This window comes from Kribbella sp. NPDC050241, from assembly GCF_044459685.1.
Taxonomy (GTDB): Bacteria; Actinomycetota; Actinomycetes; order Propionibacteriales; family Kribbellaceae; genus Kribbella.
In genome coordinates this window covers 1-24385 of record NZ_JBITJE010000019.1, presented here as the reverse complement: position 1 = coordinate 24385, position 24385 = coordinate 1, and the positions used below count along the sequence as shown (strand labels likewise).

General features: G+C 66.0%; 19 protein-coding genes. 9 read left to right on the top strand and 10 right to left on the bottom strand.

Annotated features, from left to right (window positions below; genetic code table 11):
* Positions 1 to 13 precede the first annotated feature (13 nt).
* The 5 genes from ACIBG5_RS41970 to ACIBG5_RS41950 form a co-directional block, all read right to left on the bottom strand.
* The gene (locus tag ACIBG5_RS41970; protein ID WP_396397688.1) at positions 14 to 916 is read right to left on the bottom strand and encodes a carbohydrate ABC transporter permease; all 903 of its coding nucleotides are present in this window, start codon (positions 914 to 916) and stop codon (positions 14 to 16) included.
* Between the two features lie 2 nt (positions 917 to 918).
* A complete protein-coding gene (locus ACIBG5_RS41965; protein WP_396397687.1) occupies positions 919 to 1860 on the bottom strand; it encodes a carbohydrate ABC transporter permease in 942 nt (313 codons plus the stop codon).
* Position 1861: 1 nt separating this feature from the next.
* Entirely contained in the window at positions 1862 to 3235 is a 1374-nt protein-coding gene (locus tag ACIBG5_RS41960; protein ID WP_396397686.1) for an ABC transporter substrate-binding protein, read from the bottom strand.
* A 116-nt stretch (positions 3236 to 3351) separates the two neighbouring features.
* Positions 3352 to 4113, bottom strand: a complete 762-nt coding sequence (locus ACIBG5_RS41955) for an SDR family oxidoreductase (RefSeq protein ID WP_396397685.1) — start codon at positions 4111 to 4113, stop codon at positions 3352 to 3354.
* Positions 4110 to 5129, bottom strand: coding sequence for a zinc-binding dehydrogenase (locus ACIBG5_RS41950; RefSeq protein ID WP_396397684.1), 1020 nt, complete (start codon positions 5127 to 5129; stop codon positions 4110 to 4112). The genes ACIBG5_RS41955 and ACIBG5_RS41950 overlap by 4 nt, the downstream gene beginning before the upstream one ends.
* A gap of 118 nt (positions 5130 to 5247) precedes the next feature.
* Here ACIBG5_RS41950 and ACIBG5_RS41945 point away from each other — a divergent pair, with 118 nt between their 5' ends.
* The 4 genes from ACIBG5_RS41945 to ACIBG5_RS41930 all read left to right on the top strand — a co-directional run bounded on the left by ACIBG5_RS41945 (position 5248) and on the right by ACIBG5_RS41930 (position 11698).
* A complete protein-coding gene (locus tag ACIBG5_RS41945; RefSeq protein ID WP_396397683.1) occupies positions 5248 to 6267 on the top strand; it encodes an aldo/keto reductase in 1020 nt (339 codons plus the stop codon).
* A 127-nt stretch (positions 6268 to 6394) separates the two neighbouring features.
* The gene (locus ACIBG5_RS41940) at positions 6395 to 9013 is read left to right on the top strand and encodes a hypothetical protein (RefSeq protein WP_396397682.1); all 2619 of its coding nucleotides are present in this window, start codon (positions 6395 to 6397) and stop codon (positions 9011 to 9013) included.
* A gap of 1287 nt (positions 9014 to 10300) precedes the next feature.
* Positions 10301 to 10771, top strand: coding sequence for a hypothetical protein (locus ACIBG5_RS41935; RefSeq protein ID WP_396397681.1), 471 nt, complete (start codon positions 10301 to 10303; stop codon positions 10769 to 10771).
* A gap of 396 nt (positions 10772 to 11167) precedes the next feature.
* The gene (locus tag ACIBG5_RS41930) at positions 11168 to 11698 is read left to right on the top strand and encodes a hypothetical protein (protein ID WP_396397680.1); all 531 of its coding nucleotides are present in this window, start codon (positions 11168 to 11170) and stop codon (positions 11696 to 11698) included.
* A 609-nt stretch (positions 11699 to 12307) separates the two neighbouring features.
* Here ACIBG5_RS41930 and ACIBG5_RS41925 read toward each other — a convergent pair.
* Positions 12308 to 12769 (bottom strand): hypothetical protein, encoded by a 462-nt coding sequence (locus ACIBG5_RS41925; RefSeq protein WP_396397679.1) that lies wholly within the window; start codon positions 12767 to 12769, stop codon positions 12308 to 12310.
* A gap of 444 nt (positions 12770 to 13213) precedes the next feature.
* Positions 13214 to 14023 (bottom strand): aspartate/glutamate racemase family protein, encoded by an 810-nt coding sequence (locus ACIBG5_RS41920; protein WP_396397678.1) that lies wholly within the window; start codon positions 14021 to 14023, stop codon positions 13214 to 13216.
* Between the two features lie 125 nt (positions 14024 to 14148).
* Between ACIBG5_RS41920 and ACIBG5_RS41915 the strand changes: the two genes are divergently transcribed.
* The 4 genes from ACIBG5_RS41915 (at position 14149) to ACIBG5_RS41900 (ending at position 17052) form a co-directional block, all read left to right on the top strand.
* Positions 14149 to 15078 (top strand): PLP-dependent cysteine synthase family protein, encoded by a 930-nt coding sequence (locus ACIBG5_RS41915; protein ID WP_396397677.1) that lies wholly within the window; start codon positions 14149 to 14151, stop codon positions 15076 to 15078.
* Positions 15075 to 15812, top strand: a complete 738-nt coding sequence (locus ACIBG5_RS41910; RefSeq protein WP_396397676.1) for a haloacid dehalogenase type II — start codon at positions 15075 to 15077, stop codon at positions 15810 to 15812. Before ACIBG5_RS41915 ends, ACIBG5_RS41910 begins: the two co-directional genes overlap by 4 nt.
* A gap of 329 nt (positions 15813 to 16141) precedes the next feature.
* Positions 16142 to 16774 (top strand): winged helix-turn-helix transcriptional regulator, encoded by a 633-nt coding sequence (locus ACIBG5_RS41905; protein ID WP_396397675.1) that lies wholly within the window; start codon positions 16142 to 16144, stop codon positions 16772 to 16774.
* A gap of 152 nt (positions 16775 to 16926) precedes the next feature.
* Positions 16927 to 17052: a DUF4326 domain-containing protein gene (locus tag ACIBG5_RS41900; RefSeq protein WP_396397674.1), complete on the top strand. Its 126-nt coding sequence runs from the start codon at positions 16927 to 16929 to the stop codon at positions 17050 to 17052.
* Between the two features lie 384 nt (positions 17053 to 17436).
* Here ACIBG5_RS41900 and ACIBG5_RS41895 read toward each other — a convergent pair whose 3' ends face one another.
* The gene (locus ACIBG5_RS41895) at positions 17437 to 17811 is read right to left on the bottom strand and encodes an alpha-isopropylmalate synthase regulatory domain-containing protein (protein ID WP_396397673.1); all 375 of its coding nucleotides are present in this window, start codon (positions 17809 to 17811) and stop codon (positions 17437 to 17439) included.
* Between the two features lie 373 nt (positions 17812 to 18184).
* On the opposite strand from ACIBG5_RS41895, the gene ACIBG5_RS41890 reads away from it, so the two are divergent.
* On the top strand, positions 18185 to 20236 hold the full coding sequence (locus ACIBG5_RS41890) for an MDR family MFS transporter (RefSeq protein WP_396397672.1): 2052 nt from the start codon (positions 18185 to 18187) through the stop codon (positions 20234 to 20236).
* 150 nt (positions 20237 to 20386) lie between these two features.
* On the opposite strand, the gene ACIBG5_RS41885 is transcribed toward ACIBG5_RS41890, so the two are convergent.
* Positions 20387 to 21718, bottom strand: a complete 1332-nt coding sequence (locus ACIBG5_RS41885) for an SWIM zinc finger family protein (RefSeq protein WP_396397671.1) — start codon at positions 21716 to 21718, stop codon at positions 20387 to 20389.
* Entirely contained in the window at positions 21715 to 24282 is a 2568-nt protein-coding gene (locus tag ACIBG5_RS41880) for a hypothetical protein (RefSeq protein ID WP_396397670.1), read from the bottom strand. The genes ACIBG5_RS41885 and ACIBG5_RS41880 overlap by 4 nt, the downstream gene beginning before the upstream one ends.
* Positions 24283 to 24385 lie beyond the last annotated feature (103 nt).

The window sequence follows — 24385 nt, the reverse complement described above, 5'->3', positions numbered from 1 at the left end:
AGAGCCGGGGCGGTCATTCCTTGGTTCCTCCCGCTGTCATTCCGGCGACGAGGAACCGTTGGGAGAAGAGGAAGACGACCAACACCGGCAGGATCGACACGATCGTCGCCAACGCCAGGGTGGGCAGCTGGATGGAGTCTGATCCTGCCGAGCTGGGATTGAACGCGGGGGTCGCGGCCAACAGCGAGGTGAGGCCGACCTGGACGGGGTAGCCGTCACTGGAGGGCAGCATCACGAACGGGAGGAAGAAGTTGTTCCAGTTCTGCACGAAGCTGAAGAACGCGACCAGGGCGACGATCGGCGCGCCCAGCGGAAGGGCGATCCGGGTGAAGACCTGGACCTCGGTGCAGCCGTCGATGCGGGCCGCCGCGAGCAGGTCACGCGGGATGCTCGTCGAGAAGTAGATGTAGGTGAGATATACGCCGAAGGGAAAGAAGGACATCGGCAGGATCACCGACAGCGGGCTCCCGATCAAGCCGATGCCGTTCAGCTCCAGGAAGATCGGCAGCACCAGTGCGGTGCTGGGGATGAGCATGACGACCAGGGTCAGCACCAGGAGTGCCCTGCGCAGTTTGAACTCGGTGAGCGCGAGCGCGTATCCGGCGGGGATGCTCACGAGGAGGGTGATCACCAGGGCGCCGACCGCATAGACAGCGGAGTTGGCGATCCAGGTCGTGACCGCGCCGTCCTGGAAGCCGAACAACTGATGCCAGTTGGCGACGAGGTCGTGCCATGACCCCACGGAGAACGGGTTCGAGACAGTCAGCGCCTTGGCGGACTTGGTGACCGAGAGGAGCAGCCAGACGATCGGAATGGCGAAGAACAGGACGAAGAGGGTCATCACGACACCCGCGATGGTTCGTCCGCTCCATCCTCGGAGATTCGCGCGGCGGCGTTCGGTGGAGAGTGCCGGCATACTCATTCCTTATCGAAGAGGCCGCCGCGGGTCACGAACACCCAGGACAGCAGGAGCGCGACGACCAGCAGGATGAGGGAGATGGCGGCTGCGCCGTTGAAATCGTTCTGCTGGAACGCGTACTGATAGGCGAGCTGATTCAGCGAGTAGTCGTTGGGGACCACCGCGTTGCTGGCCTGGCTGAGCAGTTGCGGTTCGACGAACAGTTGCGTGCCGGCCGCCAGCGACATGACGCCCATGTAGGCGATCCACTTGCGGAGCATCGGCAGCTGGATCCGGAGCGCGATCTGTACTGCGCTCGCGCCGTCGACCTGGGCCGCCTCGATCACCTCGGCGCTGATGTTGTTCAGCGCGCCGTACATGATCACGATCCACCCGCCGGCTCCGGTCCAGAACGCGATGATCGCGAAGATCGCCGGCAGGTTCCCGGGCTGGATGACCGCGACGAAACTGTCGAACCCAAGCGCTCGGAGCAGGCCGCTGACCGGGCTGGCTGTCGGGTCGAGCACGAACAGCCAGAGCAGGACACTGGATGCGCCGGCGAGAGCGCCGGGGAGGTAGAAGATGAAGCGCAGCCCCGTGCTCGCCCAGCGGAGACGCACGGCGTGGACGAGCAACGCCAGACCCACAACGAACACGACGAGCCCCACGAGCCAGATGAGGAGATAGGTCGTCACATGGAGCACGGCCGGCCAGAACCGGAAGTCGCCGACGACCTTCGTGAAGTTGCCGAGGCCGGCGAATCCGCCGTCAGCATTCGTGAACGCCAGCACGACCGCGTACAGCGAAGGAACGACCCCGAAGGCCAGCGCAAGCAGTGCGTAGAGCGACACGAAGGCGTAGCCGATCGGCGTGCGACCGGGTGCACGGCCGTCCGGCCGGGCTGGTCGCCGGCGCTCGGAGGCGCCGGCGGTCAGCTGGTCGCTCGGTGGAGCGATGGTCATTTCAGTTCACCGAATATCCGTTGACCTTGGCCTGGTTCGCGATTGCCTGCTGCCACGTCGGCAGCAGTTCGACGATCGACTTGCCACCGGTGACTGCCGTGGTGATCGTCTTCGCCCAGATCGCTTCCTGGCTGAAGATGCCGTAACCCCAGCCGTCCCACACCTGCGAGGCGGCGGTGACCACCGGCTGCATCGAGGTCGCGAAGTACTTGCTGGACTCCTGCTTCGCCACCCACTTCTCGGCGGCCGGCGCATAGGCGGGATAACCCGGTGCGACATTCACCTGGTAGTCGTCGGCAGTGGTGACGAACTGGACGAACTTCTCGGCAGCCGCGAGGTTCTTGGAATGACTGGAGATGAACCACGTCCCGCCGCCGACGTTGCCGGTGACGGGCTTGTCCTCGCCCTTCCACGGCAGCGGCGCGGCGATGCCGAGTTGCCCGGCGGGCACATTCAGGGACTGCGGGTTGTTGAAGATCGCCCCGGCGTACCAGGCCGGCCCGGGCATCATCAGCACCTTGCCCGAGTACTTCTTCACGAACTCCGGGGTGAAGACACTCACGACGGGAACGGTTCCGTTCCCACGGAGCGTGTCGAGCATCGACGCCGCCCGCTTGCACTCGGTCGTGTCGGTGTTGACCGTGACCGCCGTGGGACCGGTGACGTCGTTCGCCTGGCATTTGCTGGCCCACAGGAAGACCTCGGGCGTCCACGCGTCACCAGCGGTTCCGATGATGTACCCGGGATGCTGCTTCGCCACCTTCTCTCCGAGCGCCTGGTACTCCTCCCAGGTGGTTGGAACGGCGTAGCCGAACTGGTCCATCAGCTTCTTGTTGTACCAGAGAACAGCCTGCGCGAGATCGTTGCGGACGCAGTACACCTGGCCGTCCACGGTGCAGGGGTTGAGCGATCCTTCCGTGAACTTCGCGAGCGTGTCACCAGGGACCAGACCTTTGTTCAGCACGGCCGCGAATGCCTGCTTGCCGCCGCTCTTCTGACTTGCCCACGCCGCGTCGTTGTTCTGACTGGAGAAGACGACGTCCGGCCAGCCGCTGCCGGCCCGGTCGAAGAGCTGCATCTTCGTACGGAACGAGTTGGATCCGTTCGCCGAGCCGTCGTACGAGACGACCTGGATCTTGGTGTCCGGATTGGCCTTCTGGAACGCCTTCGCAGCGGCCTGACGGTCGGCGTCCACCCAGACCGTGATCGTCGAGGAGGTGTCCTGCTTGGCTTCGGGGAAGCCGCGCGACCCGCTCGCCGAGCTGGTACCGCTGCCGCATCCGGCGAGGGCCAGGAGTGCGGTTGCGGCGCAGACCCCGGCGACGATCAACGCCGACCTACGGCGTGAAGGAGCCACCGTGTGGATTCCGACCATGAGATGTCCTTGTCTTGTCGACTCCGGTGACGACCGGAGTGGATCGTGGCCCGACTATAGGGCATACGTATGACGTTTTACCATTGCGGTCGTCACCTGAACAGAGGTGAAGTGGGTCAGCGGCCGAGCCACCCGCCGTCGACCGGAAGGATCGTCCCGGAGACGTAGCGGGCGGCATCCGAGGCCAGGAAGACGGCAGCGCCCGCGATGTCGTCCGCCGTACCCCATCGCCCCGCCGGTATCCGCTCGAGAATGCCCCGGGAGCGGTCGGGATCATCCTGCAATGCCTGGGTGTTGTCGGTTGCGATGTAACCGGGAGCGATGCCGTTCACCGTCACGCCGCGTCCCGCCCATTCGTTGGACAACGCGCGGACCAGCCCGGCCACGCCGGACTTGGCGGCCGTGTAGCCCGGTACGTTGATGCCGCCCTGGAACGACAGCAGCGAGGCCGTGAAGACGATGCGGCCGTACTCTGCCTGCAGCATCCGCCGCCCCAGGATCTGGCTGAGCACGAATGTGCTGGTGAGATCGACCTCCAGCACCTCGTCGAACCAGTCGAGGGGGTGCTCGGCAGCGGGGGCACGGCGGATGGTTCCGGCATTGTTGACCAGGATGTCCACCTGCCGATCGGCCGCTGCAAGCGATTCGGCGAACTCGATCACCGCTGTGCGGTGTGCGAAGTCCACGCGGTACCCGGAGAAGTCGCGGCCGAGCCGGCGTACGCGGTCTCCGATCACCGACGACGCGGGGTCGAGAGTGGCCGACACCCCGACGATGTCGGCACCGGCGGCAGCCAGAGCCTCGGCGACAGCGAACCCGATCCCGCGCTTCGCGCCGGTCACCACAGCGAGGCGTCCGGTCAGATCGAACGGACTCATGACGCGCTCAGCTCGACGAGCAGCTTCATCGCCTGCCCTGCTTCGAGGACACCGAACGCCGACTGGACCTCGGTCAGCGGCACGATGCCGGTCACCAGCTGCTCCGTCGGTATGGTGCCCTCGGCAATGAGTTCGGCGGCGAGTTCGAAGTCCTGTCGCTGGTAGACCCGCGCACCGAGGATCCGCAGCTCCCGCCAGAACACCCGATGGAGGTCCAGCGGGCGGGGTTGCGGATGGATGGCGACCACAACGAGAGTCCCGCGGACCTTGACCAGATCAGTGGCGCCCTGAACTGCGGCGGCAGAGCCCGAGACCTCGAACACGACGTCCGCGCCTGCGCCATCCGTCCACTCCTCCACCCAGGCGGCCTGATCGACGGACGAGGGATCCAGCGTCGCGAGTCCCAGCCGAGCGGCGGTAGCCCTGCGAGCCGGATCGATCTCAGCGATCACGACCTCGGCGCCGAACGCGACAGCAACGGTCGCGATCAACACCCCGATGGGGCCGGCTCCGATGACGACGGCCTTGTCGCCGGCCCCGAGCTCCGACCGGCGTACGTCGTGAACCGCGACTGCGACCGGCTCCACGAGCGCGGCGTCTCGCAGCGAGACCCCGGACGGCAGTCGCACCAGCGTCGACGCCGGGACGTTCCAGTACTGCTGGAGGGCGCCAGGGCTGTCGATGCCGATGAAGTCCAGGTGCTGGCAGATGTGCTCGTTCCCGGCCCGGCAGGCGGGACACGTGCCGTCCCAGACGAGCGGCATGACGGTCACCGCGTCACCGATCGACCAGCCATCGATACCGGGGCCCAGGTCGACGATCGTGCCCGACATCTCGTGCCCGATGGTTGCCGGCTTGCTGACGCGGCCGTCCATGTCACCGTGGAACACGTGCAGGTCGGTGCCACAGATGCCGACGTACGCCACGGCGATCCGGACCTCCCCCGGACGAAGCTCGGCGGGTTCGCGCTCCTCGACCGCCATCGTCCGGGCGCCCACATAGTTCACGGCCAACATCGCTCTCACTTCCTTCCCGCTCGGCGCCGCGGCCGGACCGGCCGACGGGCTTGCGCAGCCTAACCCAGAATCCACGCAAACATAATACGTATGCTGAAACGCGATACACTCCGCGTCCATGCACAACGACCAACTGCCCGGCGCATCGACGCCGCCGATGCCGACCCGTAGCCTGCGCACCGGCCACCACCTCACAGAGCTGGGCCTGGGCGCCGCCCAGTTCGGCAACCTGTTCACGGAAACGACCGACGAGCGATCGACGCGCGCCGTCAAGGCCGCACTCGAAGAGGGGATCCGCTACTTCGACACCGCACCGCACTACGGCCTGGGTCTTTCCGAACGCCGGCTCGGACAGGCCCTGGACGACACCGACGCCGATGTCCTCGTCTCGTCGAAGGTGGGGCGCCTGCTGATGGAGAGCCCGGAGACGGCCGATCGGCTCGACGACGACGGGTTCGTCGTACCTGCGACGAAGCGGCGGGTCTGGGACTTCAGTCGCGACGGGATCCTCCGTTCCGTGGAGCAATCACTCGCGCGCCTCGGCACGGACCGGCTCGACATCGCCTACCTGCATGATCCGGACGACCACTGGGCGGAGGCCTCGTCCAGCGGAATCGCAGCCCTGATGGAGCTACGGGATCAGGGCGTCGTCGGCGCCATCGGCGCCGGCATGAACCAGTCGGCGATGCCGGCCGAGTTCGTCCGGCAGACGGACATCGATGTCGTCATGGTCGCCGGGCGGCTCACAGTCCTCGACCAGTCAGCTCTGGACGATCTGCTGCCTGTTGCCCTCGAGCGTGGCGTCGGCGTGGTCGCCGCAGCGGTCTACAACTCCGGTCTGCTCAGCACGGCGACCGTGGACAGCTCCGCGCACTTCGATTACGGACAGGCGCCGAGAGCCGTCGTCGAGCGGGCCACCCGCGACGCCGAGGTCTGCGGACGGCACGGGGTGAGCCTTCCCGCGGCCGCCGTCCAATACCCCCTACGTCATCCCGCGGTCGTCTCGGTGGTAACCGGCATGCGCACCGAGGAGCACGTGCGCAGTACGGCGAAGAGGTACCGGGAGGAGATCCCGGAATCGCTGTGGGAGGAGCTGCACTCGAGCGGTCTCGCCCCAGATCCGGCCCGGACGAGCTGAGCACATCCACGGTGTACGACCTCTTGTCGCAAACATCATACGTATGCTAACTCTGTTCCGGGGTATCGACGCCCCCTAGAACAGGAAGCGATCGAACATGACATTGAGGTCTGAATCGCGACGCTCGATGACCACGTCCAGACGCCGCAGGGCGGCCGTCCTCGCACTGCTCGGCGCCGGCGCCGTCATCGCCGCGGCGCTCAGCCCGGTGAGTGCGCAGGCCGCGCCCGCGACGGTCTACTACGCAGCGCCGGACGGCAAGGACTCCGCCCACTGCAGCCAGGCGAAGCCGTGCTCGCTGCAGCGGGCGCAGAAGGTGATCCGCCCGGCCGTGAAGCACGGCGACGTCACCATTCAACTTGCTGACGGCAACTATCGCCTCGACGCCCCGCTCCGGTTCGGAGCCGACGACGGCGGCGGCGACCATACCATCCACTGGACCGCCGCGCCCGGCGCTCACCCGGTCATCACGGGAGCGTCCAAGGTCACCGGCTGGTCCAAGTCCGACGCCGGCCCCGGGATCTGGGTGGCCGACACCCCGAGCGGCCTGGACACCCGTCAGCTGTACGTGAACGGCGTGATCGCTCCGCGCGCCTCCATCCGCCTCGCCAACGCGGACGTCACCCCGACGGCGACGGGGATCACCATCAAGAATCCCGCCCTCAGCTATCTCGCCACGCTTCCCGACCAGAGCCGGATCGAGTTCGAATCACTGGGGGACTTCACCAACCGGTACTCGCCGGTCCAGAGCATCAGCCCGACCGAGATCACGATGGCGCAGCCGGCCTGGAACAACAACACCTGGGGCTGGGACACGGTCCAGAGGTCGTTCCTCGCCGGGCCGTCCTGGTACCTCGACAACTCGCTGAGCTTCCTCACCCAGGTCGGTCAGTGGTACATCGACCCGACCGGCGGAAAGCTCTACTACAAGCCGGCCGCCGGCGTGGACCCGAACCAGCTGGACGTGGAACTCCCCCGGCTGCAGTCCCTGATCAGCATTGGCGGCACCTACGACAAGCCGGTCACCGGACTCGCGTTCGAGGGCATCCAGTTCTCCGGGACGTCGTGGCTCGGCCCGTCGGTCGACGGGTACGCCGACCAGCAGAACGGACTGTTCATCAAGGGCGCCTACGACTACCGCCCCGCCGACGCGTTCACGAGTTGCTCGCGCGGCTGCGAGATGTTCGAGCGGGCACGCACCTCGTGGTTCCAGGAGCCGGCTGCGGTGCAGGTGTCGGCCGCCAGCCGTGTCTCCTTCACCGCGAACACGTTCACCAACCTCGGCCAGTCGGCCTTGGGGATCGGGAACGATGCCAACGCAACCGTGACCGGACTCGGGCTCGGAGCGAGCGACATCGATGTGGTCGGCAACCAGTTCACCGAGAACAGCGGCCACGGCGTCGCGGTCGGCGGCGTACTGCCCGACGCACACCACCCCAGCGACCCGCGGATGACCAACCGGGACATCCTGATCGAGAACAACACGATCAACCGGGTCGGGGTGGACTACAAGGACAACAGCGGCATCCTCAGCACCTACGTCACCGGTGCCAGGATCCTCCACAACGAGGTCTCCAACGTCCCGTACGACGGCATCGACACCGGCTACGGCTGGGGCATCAACGACGCCGGCGGGTCGAACGACTACGTCGACCGCGGCTACTACAACTGGAACAGCCTGTACACGACACCGACCACGCTCAAGGACAACCAGGTCGAGGGCAACCTCGTGCACAACACGAAGGCGCGCTTCGCCGACGGCGGATCGGTCTACAACCTGTCGGCGAGCCCCGGCACGGTGGTCAGCAAGAACTACCTGTTCAACATCTCGGGTGTCGGCCTGTACCTCGACGAGGGATCACGCTCGATGACGTACGAGAACAACGTGGTCCAGGGCGGTTCGTTCGTGTTCACCAACGCCTCCAGCCTGCGGAACAACACCAGCGACAACGTCATCCAGAACAACTGGTACAACTCCGGTGGCGCCTCCACGCCCAACGCCGCCGCACACAACAACCAGCTGATCAACAACGTGAAGATCAGCGGCGCCAACTGGCCCGCGGGCGCGCGTGACGTGATCTGCGCTGCCGGCGTCGCACCGCAGTACCGGACGTCGCTCAACGCGAACCAGTTCGGTTTCAGCGGCTGCCCGGTCGACGCGGCCGTCGCACCCGGACTGGCCACCGCCGGGACGTCCGCTGTCAGCTCGTACTTCGGCCAGAGCGGCGGAGCCTTCGGGATCGCAGCGGCCGGCGCCGACGTCTGGGGCGCCGGCGGTCAGCACGACGACCAGTTCGGTTCGATCTACCGGGCCGGCTCGCTCGCACCGCAGTCGAGCGTTTCCGCCCGGGTCGTTTCGGTCAACGACGCCAACGTCTGGGCCAAGTCCGGAGTCATGGTCCGCAACGACATGACGAAGGCGGGAGCCTCGGCCGGCTATGCCGTCGTCGCGGTCACCGCTCGCAACGGTGTCGTGTTCGAGTGGGACTCCAACGGCGACGGCTACCTGGACACCGACGCTCGCGCGAGTACCGACAACTACCGTCCGGTTTGGGTGCGGCTCAGCCGCTCCGGAACGTCGTTCAGCGCCTCCTACTCCTACGACGGCCAGAACTACGTGCCGATCGGCGCACCGGTAACCCTTACCTCGGCCGCGGCGCAGCAGGACGCAGGAATCTTCTCCACCTCGCACGACGTGACCCAGTCGGCAATCAACCAGTTCGACTCCGTTGCGTTCGCTGGATAGGCCGCGACTCGCGTCGCCGATCCGCCGCCGAAGGTGTACTGACCGATTGTCACGCAATCCGTAATGCACCGCCGACGCACCCGGTGACCGCAGGCCTTCCTCGCGTGGAAGGCCTGCGGTGTCGGGGTCGTGGGCTTGACGACGACGTTCACGCCGCGGGCGGCGAACTCGCTGGCAACTGCCCGGCCGATCTTGCGATCCGAGCCGGTAGCCCCGATCGCCTTGCCGGTGAAGTCCAGAGCGGAGTCCATCCTTGCGGTCGCGGCTGCCGCCACCGGCAGCGCCGGTATCGTCAACGCCCAGGCGCCGACACCAACCACCGGCGCGCAGGTCGTTGTCTACGAGGCGACCAACTCGCCTGCCGGCAACGCGATCCAGATCTTCGATCGGCCGCCCCCGGCTGATCCATGCACCCGTCTGCAGGTGGTTTCCCGCATCGCCCCGCTAGCAATCATGGGGGAGTGCGGTCCGGCACGGCACGCGTCAAGGGGGCCGACGGCGTACCTCCGGGATCTTCGACCCTTGACCCGCACCGCACCGAACCGAAGGTCGGCAGCTATCGAGGCGATGCGGGAGGTCTGCCCGCTTGGTTGACACGTAACCGTCAACCGCGGTCGAGGAGAGGCGTTGCGCGCTATCCTCGAAGGAGTTCAACGAGGAGGTGGTCTCCGTGTTGGCACAAGCCCCCCGTCTGCGGCTGTCGGGGCACGGTGAACGGCTTCGGCTCCGGCAGCGTGGTCCCTGGCACCAAGAGCCGCTAGAGGCTGTACGCGAGTGTTGTCGAGCGTCAATAGCTGTCGACAAGGCGCTTGGTGAGGCGATCCGTGAGGCTCGCGCGGGCGCCTCGTGGCCAGATGTTGGTCGGGTACTCGGGGTCGCCGAGAATGCCGAGACTGAGCAGGACGTTATCGATGCCCTCGCCGAGATGAAGCGCGAGGTGTGGCGTCGCTTCTGGGCGTAGCCCGCATGAGACGTTCGCCCGATGAGTCGGCATGTTGGCCGAGGCGTTGGCAGGCCACCGGACCGCCTACCGCCGTGGGAGGATTTTGGGAGCGAACCAGACGTAACAACGGTCTTGAAGCGGGTCCAACTCACAACAACCAGGAAGGCGAAAACGCCTTGTAGGTAAGGGAATGAGCGCCGTCCCGCGCAGGCCATCAATGCGACCCCGCCCACGGGATGGAAGAGGTCAGGCTACCAGCGTGACGCGGAGGGCTGCCCGCGTAGTTCAGACGTAGGCGTAAGTCCGTGACGCGGGTCGCCGTAGGATCGGCCACACTTGGTCTCATGAAATGGTCGCTCCGAGTTCCCCGGCGCAGATGGATGGTCCCGGTGTTCCTCGGGGTTGCAGCCCTCGCATTGGCCGGTGCATTCATGATCAACGTCGTAGACGAGTACAGCGATCGATCAGTGCTCAGAGCCAGAGGCCAACAGGTCACGGCCACCGTGACCGAAGTCCTCGAGTACAACAGGTCAGACGAGTCGCTAGAGGTTCGCGCCGCTCTGCCAGATGGCCGGCTAGTCGATGTCGACTTCGCCGCGAGCAACCAGCTCGGCACCAAGGTCGGGCAGCCCGTCCAGGTCACAATCGACCCAGGCGACTTACTCGTGAGCATGCCCACGGACCAGCTGAACAACGGACAATCCTTTGCGAGCAACTTGGCTGTAAACAGCGGGCCGTTCGCTCTTTTCGCAATCGGCTGCTTCGTCTTCACCTTCATCAGAGCCCGCGAGAGTTCCCGCCACGCTGACACGTAAGTGTCAACCATCGCTCGGCCGACCACCCCACCAGTACGACGGTTCGGCACGATCTACGGTTCGGGATTCAACGGGCAGCATCACGAACCACTAGCCGCGGTGTGCGGCACCCAGGACAACCAGGGCGGTCGACATGAGCCAGCGACTGCACTTGGATGACGCCTGCCAACGTCTCCACACCGAGTCCGCAACTGGTAGGACGTGGTTGCACGGCTGGTTGCAGTTCACCCACGGCCGAAGCCGTTCGAGCAGGTCGCAAGTCAGTGACTCGACGCTCAATCGGAGACAGGTGAACCCCCATGAACCAAGGGAGTTCAAGCTCATACCTCGTGGGCGAGGCGCCGGCCGGCGCGCGCCACGCAGCAAGAGCGCGGCGTTGTGGGTCATGATGAGCAGGTGCGTAACAACCTCTCGGCCGCCCCGAAGTGGGTTGTAGCCCTGATCATGGGGACCGGCTTCGGAGCTGGTATGGGGATCTTCATCAAGAACGACGGTTCGAGCTGGGCAGAGACCCTCGTCAGTGGGCTCATCCTGAGCGTCGCCTTCGGCATCCCCATGGCGTTCTTGTTCGACAAAGAGCAGCGCCAGATGCGCGCGGTCGCGGGCGACATCCCGACCGAAACGTGGAAGTCCGCGTATCGCGCTGCCGCGAGCGGTCCAATCCCCGAGGATCCAGAGGTCCGGGCGGCCGCTCTGCGAATCGCCACTCACCAACTGCGGCAGGACGGACAGATGCCCAGGCCTGTCCGCATCGGCACGGCGCTGCTCGTGCTGACCGCCAGCGTGATCCAGAGCGTGGCCGACTCGCCGTGGTACCTGCTGTTCGCCGTTGCCCCTGTCTTCATACTGGTTAGTCACTTGTATTTGCCCAGACGCAGCCTCCGCCGAATCGAGTTGCTGTCCGAACCAACGGCACGTGATCACTGACCAGACACGGCGGCGATCGTTGCACGAAGCGCGAACGCTACGACACTCCGCGCTGCAGCGGACGCGGCCGGATAGACCAAGCGAAGCCGATTGCCCGTGCAGAGGGACTGGCGACCCGAACGCGCTTGACACGTAACCGTCACCTGTGGGCTAGCCAGCCGCAGCGCACGACGGAGATCCGGTGCGACTTACGGGTCGGCTTTCAACGGGCGATGTCAGGAGTCGAGCAGCAGCGACGAGCGACCACAGAGCGGCGAATGCCCAAGAATTAAAGAAGTTTCGGGCGACAACACGCACAATCTGGCAGATCGGCCCGACAATCAGTTGGCAAAGAGGTTAGTAAAGGGCGACCTGCAGACCCCGCCGCAGCCGAAGCCCTGCAACAAGCCTTCGACGACCGCGACCTCGTTTGAGAACTAATCGCTGTGTGCTGCTCCCACCAAGATGTCGAGGATCTTCCGGGTATAGGCGAGGGCAGACCGGCCTTCCACCCCGATCTGCCCTCTGACCTGCGGTTTTGTCCTCATCGACTCGCAGCGCTGATCGCCACTTGCCAACGTCCCACGAGCAGCGACGGAGCAGGGGAACGGTCGCGAGCAGCGCCGCAGGTCAGCGGATGTGGCCGATCCTGTGATCGATGACTAGCGATAGCGCCAGCTCCCAGGTGACCTGGTCCAGGGCTGACGGCTCGAGCTGTGCCTTCACGGCGTACGCATCAAGGATCCGACGCTCTACGGTTTCGACATCCAGACCCGGCACCTCCCCCGACAGTGACCCGACCGATGCGACTTCGAACGGCAACCCGAGGTGGCGGTAGACATCCGCCAACAGCGGTTGGATCCTCGCGTCGTCACCTACCACGATCAGCGCGCTGAATAGCCAGGCATCACGAACGATTCGCTGTCCCGTACCCACCAGCTTCACCAGACCGCGAGCATTGACGCTGTGGGCACCAGGGCAATATTCACCCGGCACCGCCCCCACTCGTGCATCAATACCCAACTCTCGAAGCACCTCGGCATACATGGCTCCGAATTCCTTGAAGCGGGTCTCCAGCCCCTCCGACGCCATGCCCTCAGACTTGACGTGGTCAACAACCAGGGACGCCGAGGTGTAGGCAACTGGACGGCCGCCCACGGCGCACCAAGGGCTCGAAACCGGCTGAGCGGGCAGATCGCACCGCGGCCCGGAAGCCGGGATGGAGCGTATCGCGTCGGCCGAAGACCAGAACCGGCTTCGCCGGCCGGTAGACCCGCAACGCTTCCGTCACCTCGCCGACGGACGCACGCCGCACCAGCGCGTGGGCAACCGCCAAGCCCATAGCCTCGTCGCTACCGCCCAGTGCATCGGACACAAGCACGCCGCCATCGTGCCACTCCAGGGTGCCGGTGGACTGTGGAAATCGTCCACAGCCTCCATTGACTTCCAGCGCGCGGACAGCTTGTTGCCGAACAGTCCAGGTCAGCTCCTTCTGGAACTACGGGCTCAGTCAGTCGGGCGTCGGGACATGGGGGCTCATCGACTATGTTTCGGTACTGGCCCGCCGCGCCATAAAGGCATTGATTGCCGACCGATGGCGATGTCGAAGGCCGCGACTCCAAGCAACCTGGTGGAGTCGAGCAGGGGCAGCGACGAGATGTCCTCGGTGATCAGCAACGGGATCTCCGTGCAGGCCATCGCCACGACATCACAGCCCTGCTTCGCCAGCCCCTCGATCACCTGCCGGCACTCATCGCGGGACGCCTCGGAGATGACTCCGTTCACCAACTCCTCATAGATGATCCGGTCAATTTGTTCGCGCTGATCCGACGGCGGGACGACATAACCTAGTCCTCGGTCTGCAAGCGCCCGCCGGTAGATCGAGCCATCCATAGTCAGTTTCGTGCCTAAGACACCGACAACCTGCCGCCCGTCACGCATCGCTCGATCGGCTACGACGTCCGCAATGTGCAGACCGGGCAACACCAGTTCTGTGCCGGGCTCTTCCAGCGCCAGGTGGGCCGTGTTGCACGGGCAGACGAAGAAGTCCGCCCCGGCACGAGCGAGCCGGTCGACGCTCTGCGCCAGCACCGGCCGGATCGAGGCGTAGTCGCCACGGTCCCAGGCGGGGAGGCTGCGTCCCATCGCGATACAGTCAAGGGTCACATCGGGATGGAGATGCGGGCCGATCACGCGGAATCCCTCCTGACAGAAGGTCAGGAAACACAGCGCGGCGCCCTCCGTGGTATGTGCAAGGATGCCCGCGTGAAGAGGTTCCCAAGAGCCAGACGAGACTCTTGTGGCCTGAACCGTCGGCTCCGGCGATATCAGCTCTCCAGCTCCCATGATCACTGATCCTCCCAACAGTGGTTCACCGGCACGACGAACCGCACGTTACGTCCGCGCCCGCCACTTGCGTGCTTCAAACTTTGAACTGCACGTTCGCTGCTCACAGGTCGACACTTGCGGACATGCACAGGTCAGATCCCGCGCCCCGTACCGTTCTGGATCGAATCGGCAATACCGCGTTGCTACCCCTGCGTCGGCTCGGACCGCGCAACGGATCTCGGATCCTGCTCAAGCTGGAGGACAGCAATCCCACCGGAAGCATCAAGGACCGGATGGCGCTCGCGATGATCGAGGCCGCGGAAGCCGACGGCAGGCTGCAGCCGGACGGCAGGGTGGTCGAGTACACCGGTGGCAGCACAGGTGTCTCGCTGGCTCTGGTCTGCGCTGTCAAGGGATACCACCTCGACATCGTGACCTCTGACGCTTTCGCCGCCGAGAAACTCGCCCACATGCGGGCGCTCGGCGCCGACGTACACGTGATCGCCAGCGATCACGGCCGCATGACGGAAAAACTCACGCGTGACATGATCGAAGCGGCCCGGATCATCACGGCAGACAACGGCGGCTTCTGGACCGATCAGCTGAACAACACCGACCAGTTGCGGGCATACCACACCATGGCGGACGAAATCTGGGCACAGACTGACGGTGAGCTGGACGCATTCGTGCAGATCGTCGGCACCGGGGCCTCGCTGCGGGGCAACGCCGAGCGGCTGCGGAAGTACGACAGTTCGATCGCCGTCGTCGCGATCGAACCGACCGAGTCCGCTGTCCTGTCCGGTCGTCCGACCGGCGCGCACAAGATCGACGGCGTCGGTGCCGGCTTCGTCGTACCGTTGTGGCACGACGAAGTGGCCGACACGATCGAGCTGCTGTCGACAGAGGAGGCATCGGCCATGGCGGTGCGGCTCGCGCGGGAGGAAGGGCTGTTCGCAGGTACGTCGACCGGAGCCAACGTCCTCGTCGCACTGCGCATGGCCGAACGGCTTCCCCCGAACTCGACGATCGTCACGGTGATGTGTGACACGGGCATGAAATACTTGAGCAAATGAGCGCCTACGCCGCGAACGCAGACCTGTCTGGTGTCTCGGTCATAGCGCTGGACATTTTCGGCACCACCGTGGACTGGCGCACCAGTGTTGCAGAGCAAGTCGCGCAGATCGCCGGCCGAACGAACGCCAAGGTGTCGCCGGGCCGCTTCACCGACGAGTGGCGAGATCGCTACCTCCCGGCCCTGGATGCGATCAGCAGCGGTGATCAGCCGTGGCGGAACCTCGACGCGCTGCATCGGGAAGCTCTCGACGACCTTCTCGAGGTCCACGACGTCGGCGACGACTTCGACGACACAGCCCGCCGAGACCTGGTTTTGGCATGGCACCACCTGACACCGTGGCCGGATGTCGTCGACGGCTTGGCCCGGCTTCGCCGCCGATTCACGGTCGTGGCTCTGTCCAACGGTGGCTTGGCTCTCCTGGTGCGCCTGCTCAAGGGCGCCGACCTACCGTTCGACTGCGTCCTGTCGGCCGAGATGTTCCAGTCCTACAAGCCGCAGGAGCATGTCTATCGGGCAGCAGCCGACCTTCTCGCGGTCCGCCCTGAGCAGATGCTGATGGTTGCCGCACACACATGGGACATCGACGGGGCACGGCGAGCAGGACTACGCACTGCCTTCCTTGAACGACCAAAAGAAAAGGGACCGGACCGAACCGCGGACCGCGCAACCGACACAACGTGTGACCTCGCAGTGAGCAGCCTGACAGAGCTTGCGGACATCCTCAGCTGCTGATCGGCATCTCGACGTACGGCGATCAGCCGAAACCTGCAGGACCTCGGACCCGCAGCTACTTCGCAGCAAAGGAATTTGATACGGCGACTCCCACTGAGGCGCACCATGCACAGGAGATTTTTCGTTGCCACATGCAAGGAAATCAACCGGGTCGCGATCACGGGGTTCCGAGTCGACGACGCATTGAAGAAGGTGCGACTGCCGGTCACGGATGGCGGACTGCAGGCGAGCTGGCCTTCTGGTCGGACATCGATGCGGACGCCCAGTGTCGGTAGCCTGGAGCGATGAACGGGTATGGGCAGTTCTGCGCGGTCGGACGAGCACTGGATGTGGTCGGCGAGCGGTGGACCCTGCTGATCGTGCGCGAAATGCTCTCCGGGCCGGTCACGTTCAGCGACATCCGTCGCGGCATCCCCCGCATCCCGCCTGCCACGCTGACCAGCAGATTGCGCTCGCTTCGCACCGCTGGCATCGTCAACCTGTCCGACCGGCTCTACCAGCTCACTGAATCCGGGCTAACCCTCGCCCCGGTGGTCCGCGAACTGGCCCGCTGGGCGATGACAACCGAGAGCGCTGCCTTGTCCGATGATGATCTCGATACCGCGGCGCTCACGTGGGACATGCAACGCAGAGTCGACGTCGATGCTCTGCCCGAGCGCACCGTGGTCCTCGCGCTCGAGTTCACCGACCGATCACCGCGCGACCGGTACTTCTGGCTGCATCTGTCCAAGACGAACGTCAACCTGTGTCGGGAGGACACCGGAGCGCCGGTGAGCCTCTGGCTCACGGCGCCGACCGCCGATATCACCCGCTGGTGGCTTGGCGAGCTGACCTGGTCACAGTTGCGGCAGCGCGCCGGAGTCACGGTGCACGGCGACCGCGCCGTACAACGCCAGGTACAGCACTGGTTTCTTCGGTATGCGTTCAATCGCAGCGCTCTTGCGCAGATCTCTCCTGCTTAGTGGAGGCCAGTTCAAGATTTGAACTGGCTGCTGCACTGCTCTGGCTTGACGATGACTATGTCGCCCACCACCATCGTCAATCTGAAGGGTCATCGTGACGATCCGGCGTACGCCGCCGTCGTCTACATGGGCCGGGCGATGCACCGAGGTGATTGGCACCTGGACATCTGCTGGCTCGGCTTGCCGGGTTGCGCGGGCGCCGGCTGGGTTGCTGGGGTACGCCGGCTACCTGCCATGCGCACGTACTCGCGGAGCTGGCTGATACAGGTGCGGAATAGCGCGCAAGATTCGACCTCGGGAGTTGGGCGAGCTTTCATGCGGTTCGTGATGGTGCCCGGAATCGGCAACTCGTACAGCGGACACTGGCAGAGCATCTGGCAGACCAGTTGGGCGACGACGCCGATCGTGATTCCCATTCGTTCCCCGCAGTCGCGTCAACCTTCACCTCCAGCTTCACTTCGTGAACAACGTAGATGCGCTTCCCGAGGCGCTCGTCTTGCTGCAGAACGGAGCTATTGGTCGGCGCTGAGACGGACAACCGCTTCTGCGCATTCCGCCGGTACCGACGAGTCACAGTCCTGGGATCACCGACCGCAGCGGGCGACGGAACCCGCGGCGCGGCGGGCGCTCGCGCTCATCGGACCACGGTCATCTCATCGGACTCAGCCTCGTGCCAGCCGCTTCGCGTTGTACTGGTTGAGGGCCGCGACGAGGGCAATCCCGGCGGCCTCGACGACATCCGTGGACGACGCCCGTACTGCAACCCTGCGGCCCGGCAGCTCCACCTCGAGCTCGACCTCTCCGACAGCCTCGCTGCCCGGGCCGACTGAGTACGCCCGGAACGCGACTACCCGCGCCTCTACTCCCGTCGCCTGCGAGATCGAATGGCACACCGCGTCGATGAGCCCGGTGCCAGAACCCTCAGCGTGTACCTGTTCCCCGGCCCGGGAGAGCCTCACGTTGGCGCGCGGCCCGTCCTGCGTGCCCCCGGAGTACGTGATGGCGTCGAGCTGCCAGCCAGCGGACGGCTCCGTCATGCGATCCCCCTTTGGTGTCCAGCAAAGCCAGGGGCGGTACTTTCCTCGAAAGCATCTTGCGCCCGGCTCCCTAAGCCGGAGCCTAACCGGTCCGGCCTGCGAACGGGCCTACACAACAGATCTCCGCCGCCGAACTCCGGCCCATCACCGTGCCGACCGCGCCGATGACGGCGGCACACATGACTCCCCTCTGTGTGAAGAAGCGGTCCGGAGCGGGGTCGATGAGCGGGCGACTCTGTGAGGCCAACCCCGGTGCGACGCCGACCAGTCCGCGGCGGAGGCTCGTTGTCGCGACCCTTGCCGGTGGTCTGAGGCGCTCATAGAGTGCTCTGTGCGGCGATCGTCGCGCCGAAGCCATCCTCCTGGAGTGCGCATGGCGGTCGAACAGACGCAGTCCGCGCCGCAGTCGGCGGCAGGGCCGGGGACGGTCGAGCGGCGGACGATGCTCTTGGTCTTCATCACGGTGGCGCTCGGGATGCTGCTGGCGGCGCTCGATCAAACGATCGTGTCGACCGCACTGCCGTCGATCGTGAGCGACCTCGGTGGGGCCGGGCACCTGTCCTGGGTGGTCTCGTCCTACCTGCTCGCCGACACCATCGCGACCGTGCTGGCCGGCAAGTTCGGTGACCAGTTCGGCCGCAAGCGGGTGTTCCAGGTCGCTGCCGCGACATTCGTCGTCGCTTCAGCACTGTGCGGGCTCGCGCAGGGCATGCAGTGGCTGATCGCCTGGCGTGCCGTGCAAGGCTTCGCTGCTGGGTTGTTGATGGTCACCTCGATGGCGGTCATCGCCGACGTCATCCCACTGCGTGAACGCGGCAAGTACCAGGGCGCGTTGGGCGCCGTGTTCGGAGTCACGACGGTGGTCGGCCCGCTGCTCGGCGGCCTGTTCACAGATCACCTGTCCTGGCGGTGGGCGTTCTACGTCAATGTGCCGGTCGGCATCGTCGTTATTGTCCTGGCCGCCTTCACCATGCCGAGTATCCGCCCGGGCCTGCATCCGGTGATCGACTACCTCGGCATCGTGTTCGTGTCCATCGGCGCGGCCGGTCTGACCCTCGCTCTGTCCTGGGGTGGCACCGAGTACCCCTGGAGCTCGCTGACCATCATCGCCATGATCATCGGCTCCCTGGTCTCCTTGGCGATCTTCGTGCTCGTGGAGGGCCGAGCAGCCGACCCGATCCTCCCGTTGCGGCTGTTCCGATCCTCGGTCTTCGTCGTCTGCGTCATCCTGTCCTTCATCGTCGGGTTCGCCATGCTCGGCGCGATCACGTTCTTGCCGACCTACCTGCAGTACGTCAATGGCGTGTCTGCCACCGATTCCGGCCTGCAGACCCTGCCATTGGTCGCCGGCTTGCTGGTGATGTCGATGGTCTCCGGCACTGTGGTGGGCAGGACCGGTCAGTACAAGATCTTCCCGGTCGTCGGCACCGCCGTCATTACGCTCGGTATGTTCCTGCTGTCCCGCGTCGGTGCGGATACTCCGTACTGGCAGCTGGCCGTCGCCATGCTGGTGCTCGGCATCGGCATCGGCATGAGCATGCAGATCCTGACGATCGTGGTGCAGAGCACTGTCGCCTACCAAGACCTCGGCGTCGGCACTTCCGGAGTCACCTTCTTCCGCACGCTGGGCAGCTCCTTCGGCGCCGCAGTCTTCGGGGCGGTCTACTCGAATGTCCTCAACGACAGGCTGCCCGCAGCGGTCGCCGCTTCACCAGGAGTCGACCCAGCCGCGGTGACCAGCCCGCAAGCCCTTCACGCCTACCCGGACGCGCAGATCGCGCCGATCGTCGATGCGTACGCCCATGCCATCCACGTCGTGTTCCGGGCTGCGATACCGGTGGCCCTCATCGCCTTCGTGGTCGCGCTCTTCCTCAAGCAGACACCGCTGCGCGGCACGGCCCGCGACACAGCACCCGACGTCGGCGAAGGCTTTGGCGTGCCCGAGGCAGCAGACGCCAACCAACAGCTGCAGGCCGCGATCGCGCGCCTCGTCCGAAACAAGGGGCGCACCGAGCTGCCCAAGGTCAGAGAACGTTCAGCGGCATCGTTCGGCGCGTCTGACGGCTGGAGCGTCGGCCAGGTCTACCTGCGATCCAGGCTCGGCAGAACCACTACGCTTGCGGAGATCGCCACGCTGTATCACCTGCCACCTGAGGTCCTCGCGCCGGCGTTCGAAACGGCTGCCGCCAACGGATACCTCACCAGGCACGATGGCCAGCTCGCCGTCACCGAAGCTGGCGCGCTCGAGGTGCAGAAGCTGGTCACCGCGCTCAAAGCGTGGTTGGCCGACGAGCTCGCAGACTGGGGCGCCGAGGACCCAGAACTCAGCCGCGCACTCGACGAGCTCGCGACCCAATTCGTCAACCAGGACCCTCAGCACGTCCCCGGACCAATGGGTCTCTTTGCATCCGCAAGCCGAACTTGACCGACTCGGGACTCGCGGCCCGACGGAGGGTCTGCCACTGGGATACCAGCACCCAGCGCATCCTCGCCCAAGCCTGCACCATGGCCGGTCGCGACCTGACCCCACGGAATGGGCCTAGTCGTTCGGCGACCGTCCGTACCGAGGGACCTGCTAGTGCTGTGCCTGGACGTACAGGGTGACTGCCAAAACGTGTTTGCAGGGGCCGCGTTGGCCGTGGTACCTGGCCCACCACAGACAGGTGCAGGTGTAGGGATCGCCCTTGACCCAGTGGCGGTGGTTGCCGGAGGTGATCGACCAACCGTCGGCGGATGGTGTGACCGCTCGGTCCTGCAGTAGTTGGCGGGCGTCTTTCAGTCGAGGGTTGTCACGCTCGATCCGTTCGCTGTTCCACGGCAACTCGCGATGGAACCAGGTGTTCTCGTGGAGGTCGTAGCCCACCTTGCCGGACACGGCCAGGTAGCCGATGCCCGCGTCGACGTCCGCGAGGGGAAGGTCCGTCGTCGCCGCCAGCTGATCGCGATCGATGACCGGCTGCCAGGCGAGATGTTCGAGTAGGCGGGCGGCAGCGGACCCGGCCGAAGACGCCGTCAAGGTGGTCAGCAGGCCGCCTTCACCCGAGAAGCCTCGGTAGGGTTCCGGGGAAAGAAGCAGCGTCAACCGCACGCCCGGCAGTTCGAACACCCACGCGCTGGCGTGATCGTCGGAACCGAACACGCGCAGGCGGTGCGTGAAGCGCGCGACCCGCGCCGACGCTGCGAGCCGCGCGGCTCCGGCGAGATGCACGGACCCACCTGATGGTCGGGTCGACTGTCGCAATCCGCCTGGCGCCGGGAGCAGGTGGTACGACGGACCCGGCGCAGACTTGGGCAGTGAGGCGAGCCATCGAGCCGCCGCCGGTCCGGCGAGCTCGGCCCGCTGCGTCATCCGTGCGGCGAGCACGGGCGTCTCGGCGAAGCCCCTGATCCATCGGTCCGGGAGGTCGACCTTCCGTTCGTGGTGGGTCTCGTCGAGCGTCGCCACCGAGAGGCCTTCGGTTCCGACGTCGAGGTGGACGAGCTCGGCGCCGCCGACTCCGGCGAGTGCGGTGCGCAGCGGCTGGTTGATGTCCACGTTGGTGGTCCCGTGCGCGACCTCGCCCGAGTCGATGCCGTCGGCAAGCAGATCGAGCCGGGCATGGACTCCGTTGCAGAGTGAGAACGCCTCGAACCGCAACCGGTCGCCCGAGGCGGTGACCACGGGATCGAGGTTGCTGAGGCGGTGGACGAGACCCGCGTCGAAATACCGGCTGTTGGCCACGTCGGCGACCGCCAGGATGCCGGCCGCGGTCACGTCCGGCCGCGCCAGCATTCCGCTGAAGAACCGCGGCTGCTCGACGAGTCCGGCGGGAGTCGCACCGAGCGCTGTCTCGAGTTCCAGCAGTGCGCTGCGATCGGTACGCCGTACGAGCGTCGAATCAGTGCGATAACCGGCCTCGATCGTCACGCTCTGCCTTCTCCCTGTGCGGCTGCTGCCACAAAGGCGGCTGCCTCCACCCGTGCCTTGCTACTACCCTTCGATGCTGCCAGCTCCAGAACGGATTCGGGGATCTGTGGATCGGGGACCGCGCTGACGTAGCGACGCAGTACGCCGAACAATTCGGCCAGCCCAGCGGGCTTCCGCTCGAGCACCGAAGCTTTGCCGAGCACGGTCGTCGCGGTCGGCCAGAGTGGTTGCAGCCCACCCGCGAGAATCAGCTGCTCCCACGAGTGGCCAAGGCGACCGAGACGCAGTACGCCGTCAGTGAGGAGGTGCAGACAGCACTCGGTGTACGCCGTGCTGTCCCACCGGCCACGGCCCATCAGCGCCAGCGCTGCTTCCACGGCGAGCAGCCGTCGATCCTCGTCGGCGTGGCACAGCGTGGCCGCGATGTCATGCTGGACAGCGAGGCCGGGACCGGGTGCGTGCGCCATCATCGGCAACCAGCGAGGTGGGCGCCGCGCGGCTTGGTCGTACTGCGTCTGCGTCTTGGCGGCCAACAGATCCGGCCAGGCCGGGACGATCCCGAATCCGGTTTCGGCCCTGATCGCCCACTCGTAGTACTCGCGATGGGTACCGCTCGTGTGACCGGCGACGAGCCCGGCCGGGATGCCTGGGATGAGGCTGATGTCGATCGGAAGCCGGACCGGTTCGACGGTCACGGATGCTCCGTCATGTCGAGTCACGAGCTTCGGGAGTCCGCCGCCTTCGATCCACTGTCGCACCAGGTCGACCGCGTCTTCGGTGTGTTTCGCCGTACGCCACTTGGATCCCGGGGACCACAGGTCGAGTGACAATCCGTCGAGTTGGGTCGTGCGTTCGGGTGGAGTGGGTTCGAGGCGGAGTAGTGCGAGGAAGAGATCCGTCGGGCCTGCCGACGTACGGCCGTAGCCTTTGAGACGGTCCACGAGCGTGTCGAAGGAGAGTAGGCCGTTCCATTGTGTCGGCGTGCTCAGCAGGTACGGGATCGTGCCGAGTCTCAGGATTGTCTCGCTCGCGAAGATCTCGTGGACCGCGCCGGTCAGAGACGGGCCGGCGATCTCCCAGTCGGTCGGCGCGGGTACGCCGTTCGCGATCTTGCCGCATAGGGTCTGGTGGGTCTTCGCGGTCACCTCGGCCGCTGTGACCACCGCCCACAGAGCCGACGGCGGGCGCACTCCGTCGCCGAGGCTCTGGTTTGCGGACCAGGCCCAGTAGCGCACCTCTTGCGGTGATCTGGCAGACCAGCGGACGATCGCGTCCCAGAAGACCGCGCCATCCGCGGCCGTGGTTGACCTGATGATCCGGGAGAGAGCAGTGGCCAGCCCAGGCTCATCCGGCTCGATCTTGGCGGCAGGCCCAGTGTCGTCGACCGGCAGGGGAGCGGCCCACAGCTCAGACAGCGGAGCCTCTGCGTCGGCTTCGTGGGCGACTCCGAGTGCGATAAGCGCTTTGGTGGCTCGGTCCGCGAACGCCTGGTCGGGTACGTCGGCCGCGACCTTGAGCGCGATCGTCACCGCGTCGGATCCCCACCGGTCGACCGCGTGCGGCCCCGTCAACGCCTTGAGCAGCACGGTCTTCTGGGCCTTCTCCGGGCGCGCGAAGATCGTGGCCGCGAGGTCGGGGAGATCGTCGGCGTGGGCGGTTTCGACCGCTGCGGGCAACAGCACGGCGGTCACCGATCCGTGGCTGGTCGCCAGCAACCCCTGGACCAACGGCATGCGCTCGGCGAGGTCCGGACCTTTCAGGTCGAGTGCTGCCAGCAGCTTCGCGATGCCCTTCTGGGTGCTGGGAGTGTCCAGGCGAGTCAATGCGACAAAGGCGTCGGCCAGAATGCGGGACCGGTCGAGGTGGCCCTCGGCGACCAGCTCGGCGACGGCCGGACCGAGCTCCCACGACGGTACGGCGTGCCCCTCCAGAATCCCGATCACGCCGGGGCCGGCCAGCGCGGCCGACAGAGCGTCCGGCAAGACCGGGTCAGCGCGCAACTCCTCGACGAGTGACCCGGTGGGCAGCGGTTCCGGCGTACCGTCGTGGCGCTCTCGCCGCCACAACGCCCACCTCATCTCCGACGCTGCCATCGCGTGCAGTTCGGCCCAGGACCTGGCAAAGGCCGGGCCGGTGGGCAGCTCGGCCAGACCGGCCGCGATCAGCGGCCGCGCGAGCCGTGCGATCCACGCAGAACGGAACCCGTCGCCCTTCGCCACCGTGGACGCGGTCTCGAGGAATGCCACACGCCAGTCCCGGCCGCGACGGGAAGCGAGCTCCACCAGCAACTCGTCAGCGGGACCGGCACGCCAGTCCGCAGCGAGCTTCGACAGCCACCTCGCCGCCTGCTCCGGCTTCGCCAGCCCGACCGCGAGGGCGCGGAGACAGGCGGCGAGATCGAACTCGGGATAGTGGACTTCCGCGGTCCAGTGAGCCCGACGCGACCGGTACCACGCCCGAGTTTCCTTGCCGGTTCGGCTGGTGGCCGGGGCGTGCAGATATGGCACCAGTTCACCCCAGGACCCGGTGAGCAGCAGCCGTTCCAGTTCGTCATACACCGACACGAAGGTCACCCTAGTGCCGCGCGTCTGAGGTCTTCTGACGGTTGGCTTTCTTGAGGATCTGGTCGGCGGTCTTGGTCCAGGCGAACGGGTGTGATCGGTCGTT

Bases quoted from the DNA above. Each gene is read 5' to 3' on its own strand.
- ACIBG5_RS41970 (WP_396397688.1), bottom strand. From the start codon at position 916: ATGCCGGCACTCTCCACCGAACGCCGCCGCGCGAATCTCCGAGGATGG.
- ACIBG5_RS41965 (WP_396397687.1), bottom strand. From the start codon at position 1,860: ATGACCATCGCTCCACCGAGCGACCAGCTGACCGCCGGCGCCTCCGAG.
- ACIBG5_RS41960 (WP_396397686.1), bottom strand. From the start codon at position 3,235: ATGGTCGGAATCCACACGGTGGCTCCTTCACGCCGTAGGTCGGCGTTG.
- ACIBG5_RS41955 (WP_396397685.1), bottom strand. From the start codon at position 4,113: ATGAGTCCGTTCGATCTGACCGGACGCCTCGCTGTGGTGACCGGCGCG.
- ACIBG5_RS41950 (WP_396397684.1), bottom strand. From the start codon at position 5,129: ATGTTGGCCGTGAACTATGTGGGCGCCCGGACGATGGCGGTCGAGGAG.
- ACIBG5_RS41945 (WP_396397683.1), top strand. From the start codon at position 5,248: ATGCACAACGACCAACTGCCCGGCGCATCGACGCCGCCGATGCCGACC.
- ACIBG5_RS41940 (WP_396397682.1), top strand. From the start codon at position 6,395: ATGACCACGTCCAGACGCCGCAGGGCGGCCGTCCTCGCACTGCTCGGC.
- ACIBG5_RS41935 (WP_396397681.1), top strand. From the start codon at position 10,301: ATGAAATGGTCGCTCCGAGTTCCCCGGCGCAGATGGATGGTCCCGGTG.
- ACIBG5_RS41925 (WP_396397679.1), bottom strand. From the start codon at position 12,769: ATGGCGTCGGAGGGGCTGGAGACCCGCTTCAAGGAATTCGGAGCCATG.
- ACIBG5_RS41920 (WP_396397678.1), bottom strand. From the start codon at position 14,023: ATGGGAGCTGGAGAGCTGATATCGCCGGAGCCGACGGTTCAGGCCACA.
- ACIBG5_RS41915 (WP_396397677.1), top strand. From the start codon at position 14,149: ATGCACAGGTCAGATCCCGCGCCCCGTACCGTTCTGGATCGAATCGGC.
- ACIBG5_RS41910 (WP_396397676.1), top strand. From the start codon at position 15,075: ATGAGCGCCTACGCCGCGAACGCAGACCTGTCTGGTGTCTCGGTCATA.
- ACIBG5_RS41895 (WP_396397673.1), bottom strand. From the start codon at position 17,811: ATGACGGAGCCGTCCGCTGGCTGGCAGCTCGACGCCATCACGTACTCC.
- ACIBG5_RS41890 (WP_396397672.1), top strand. From the start codon at position 18,185: ATGGCGGTCGAACAGACGCAGTCCGCGCCGCAGTCGGCGGCAGGGCCG.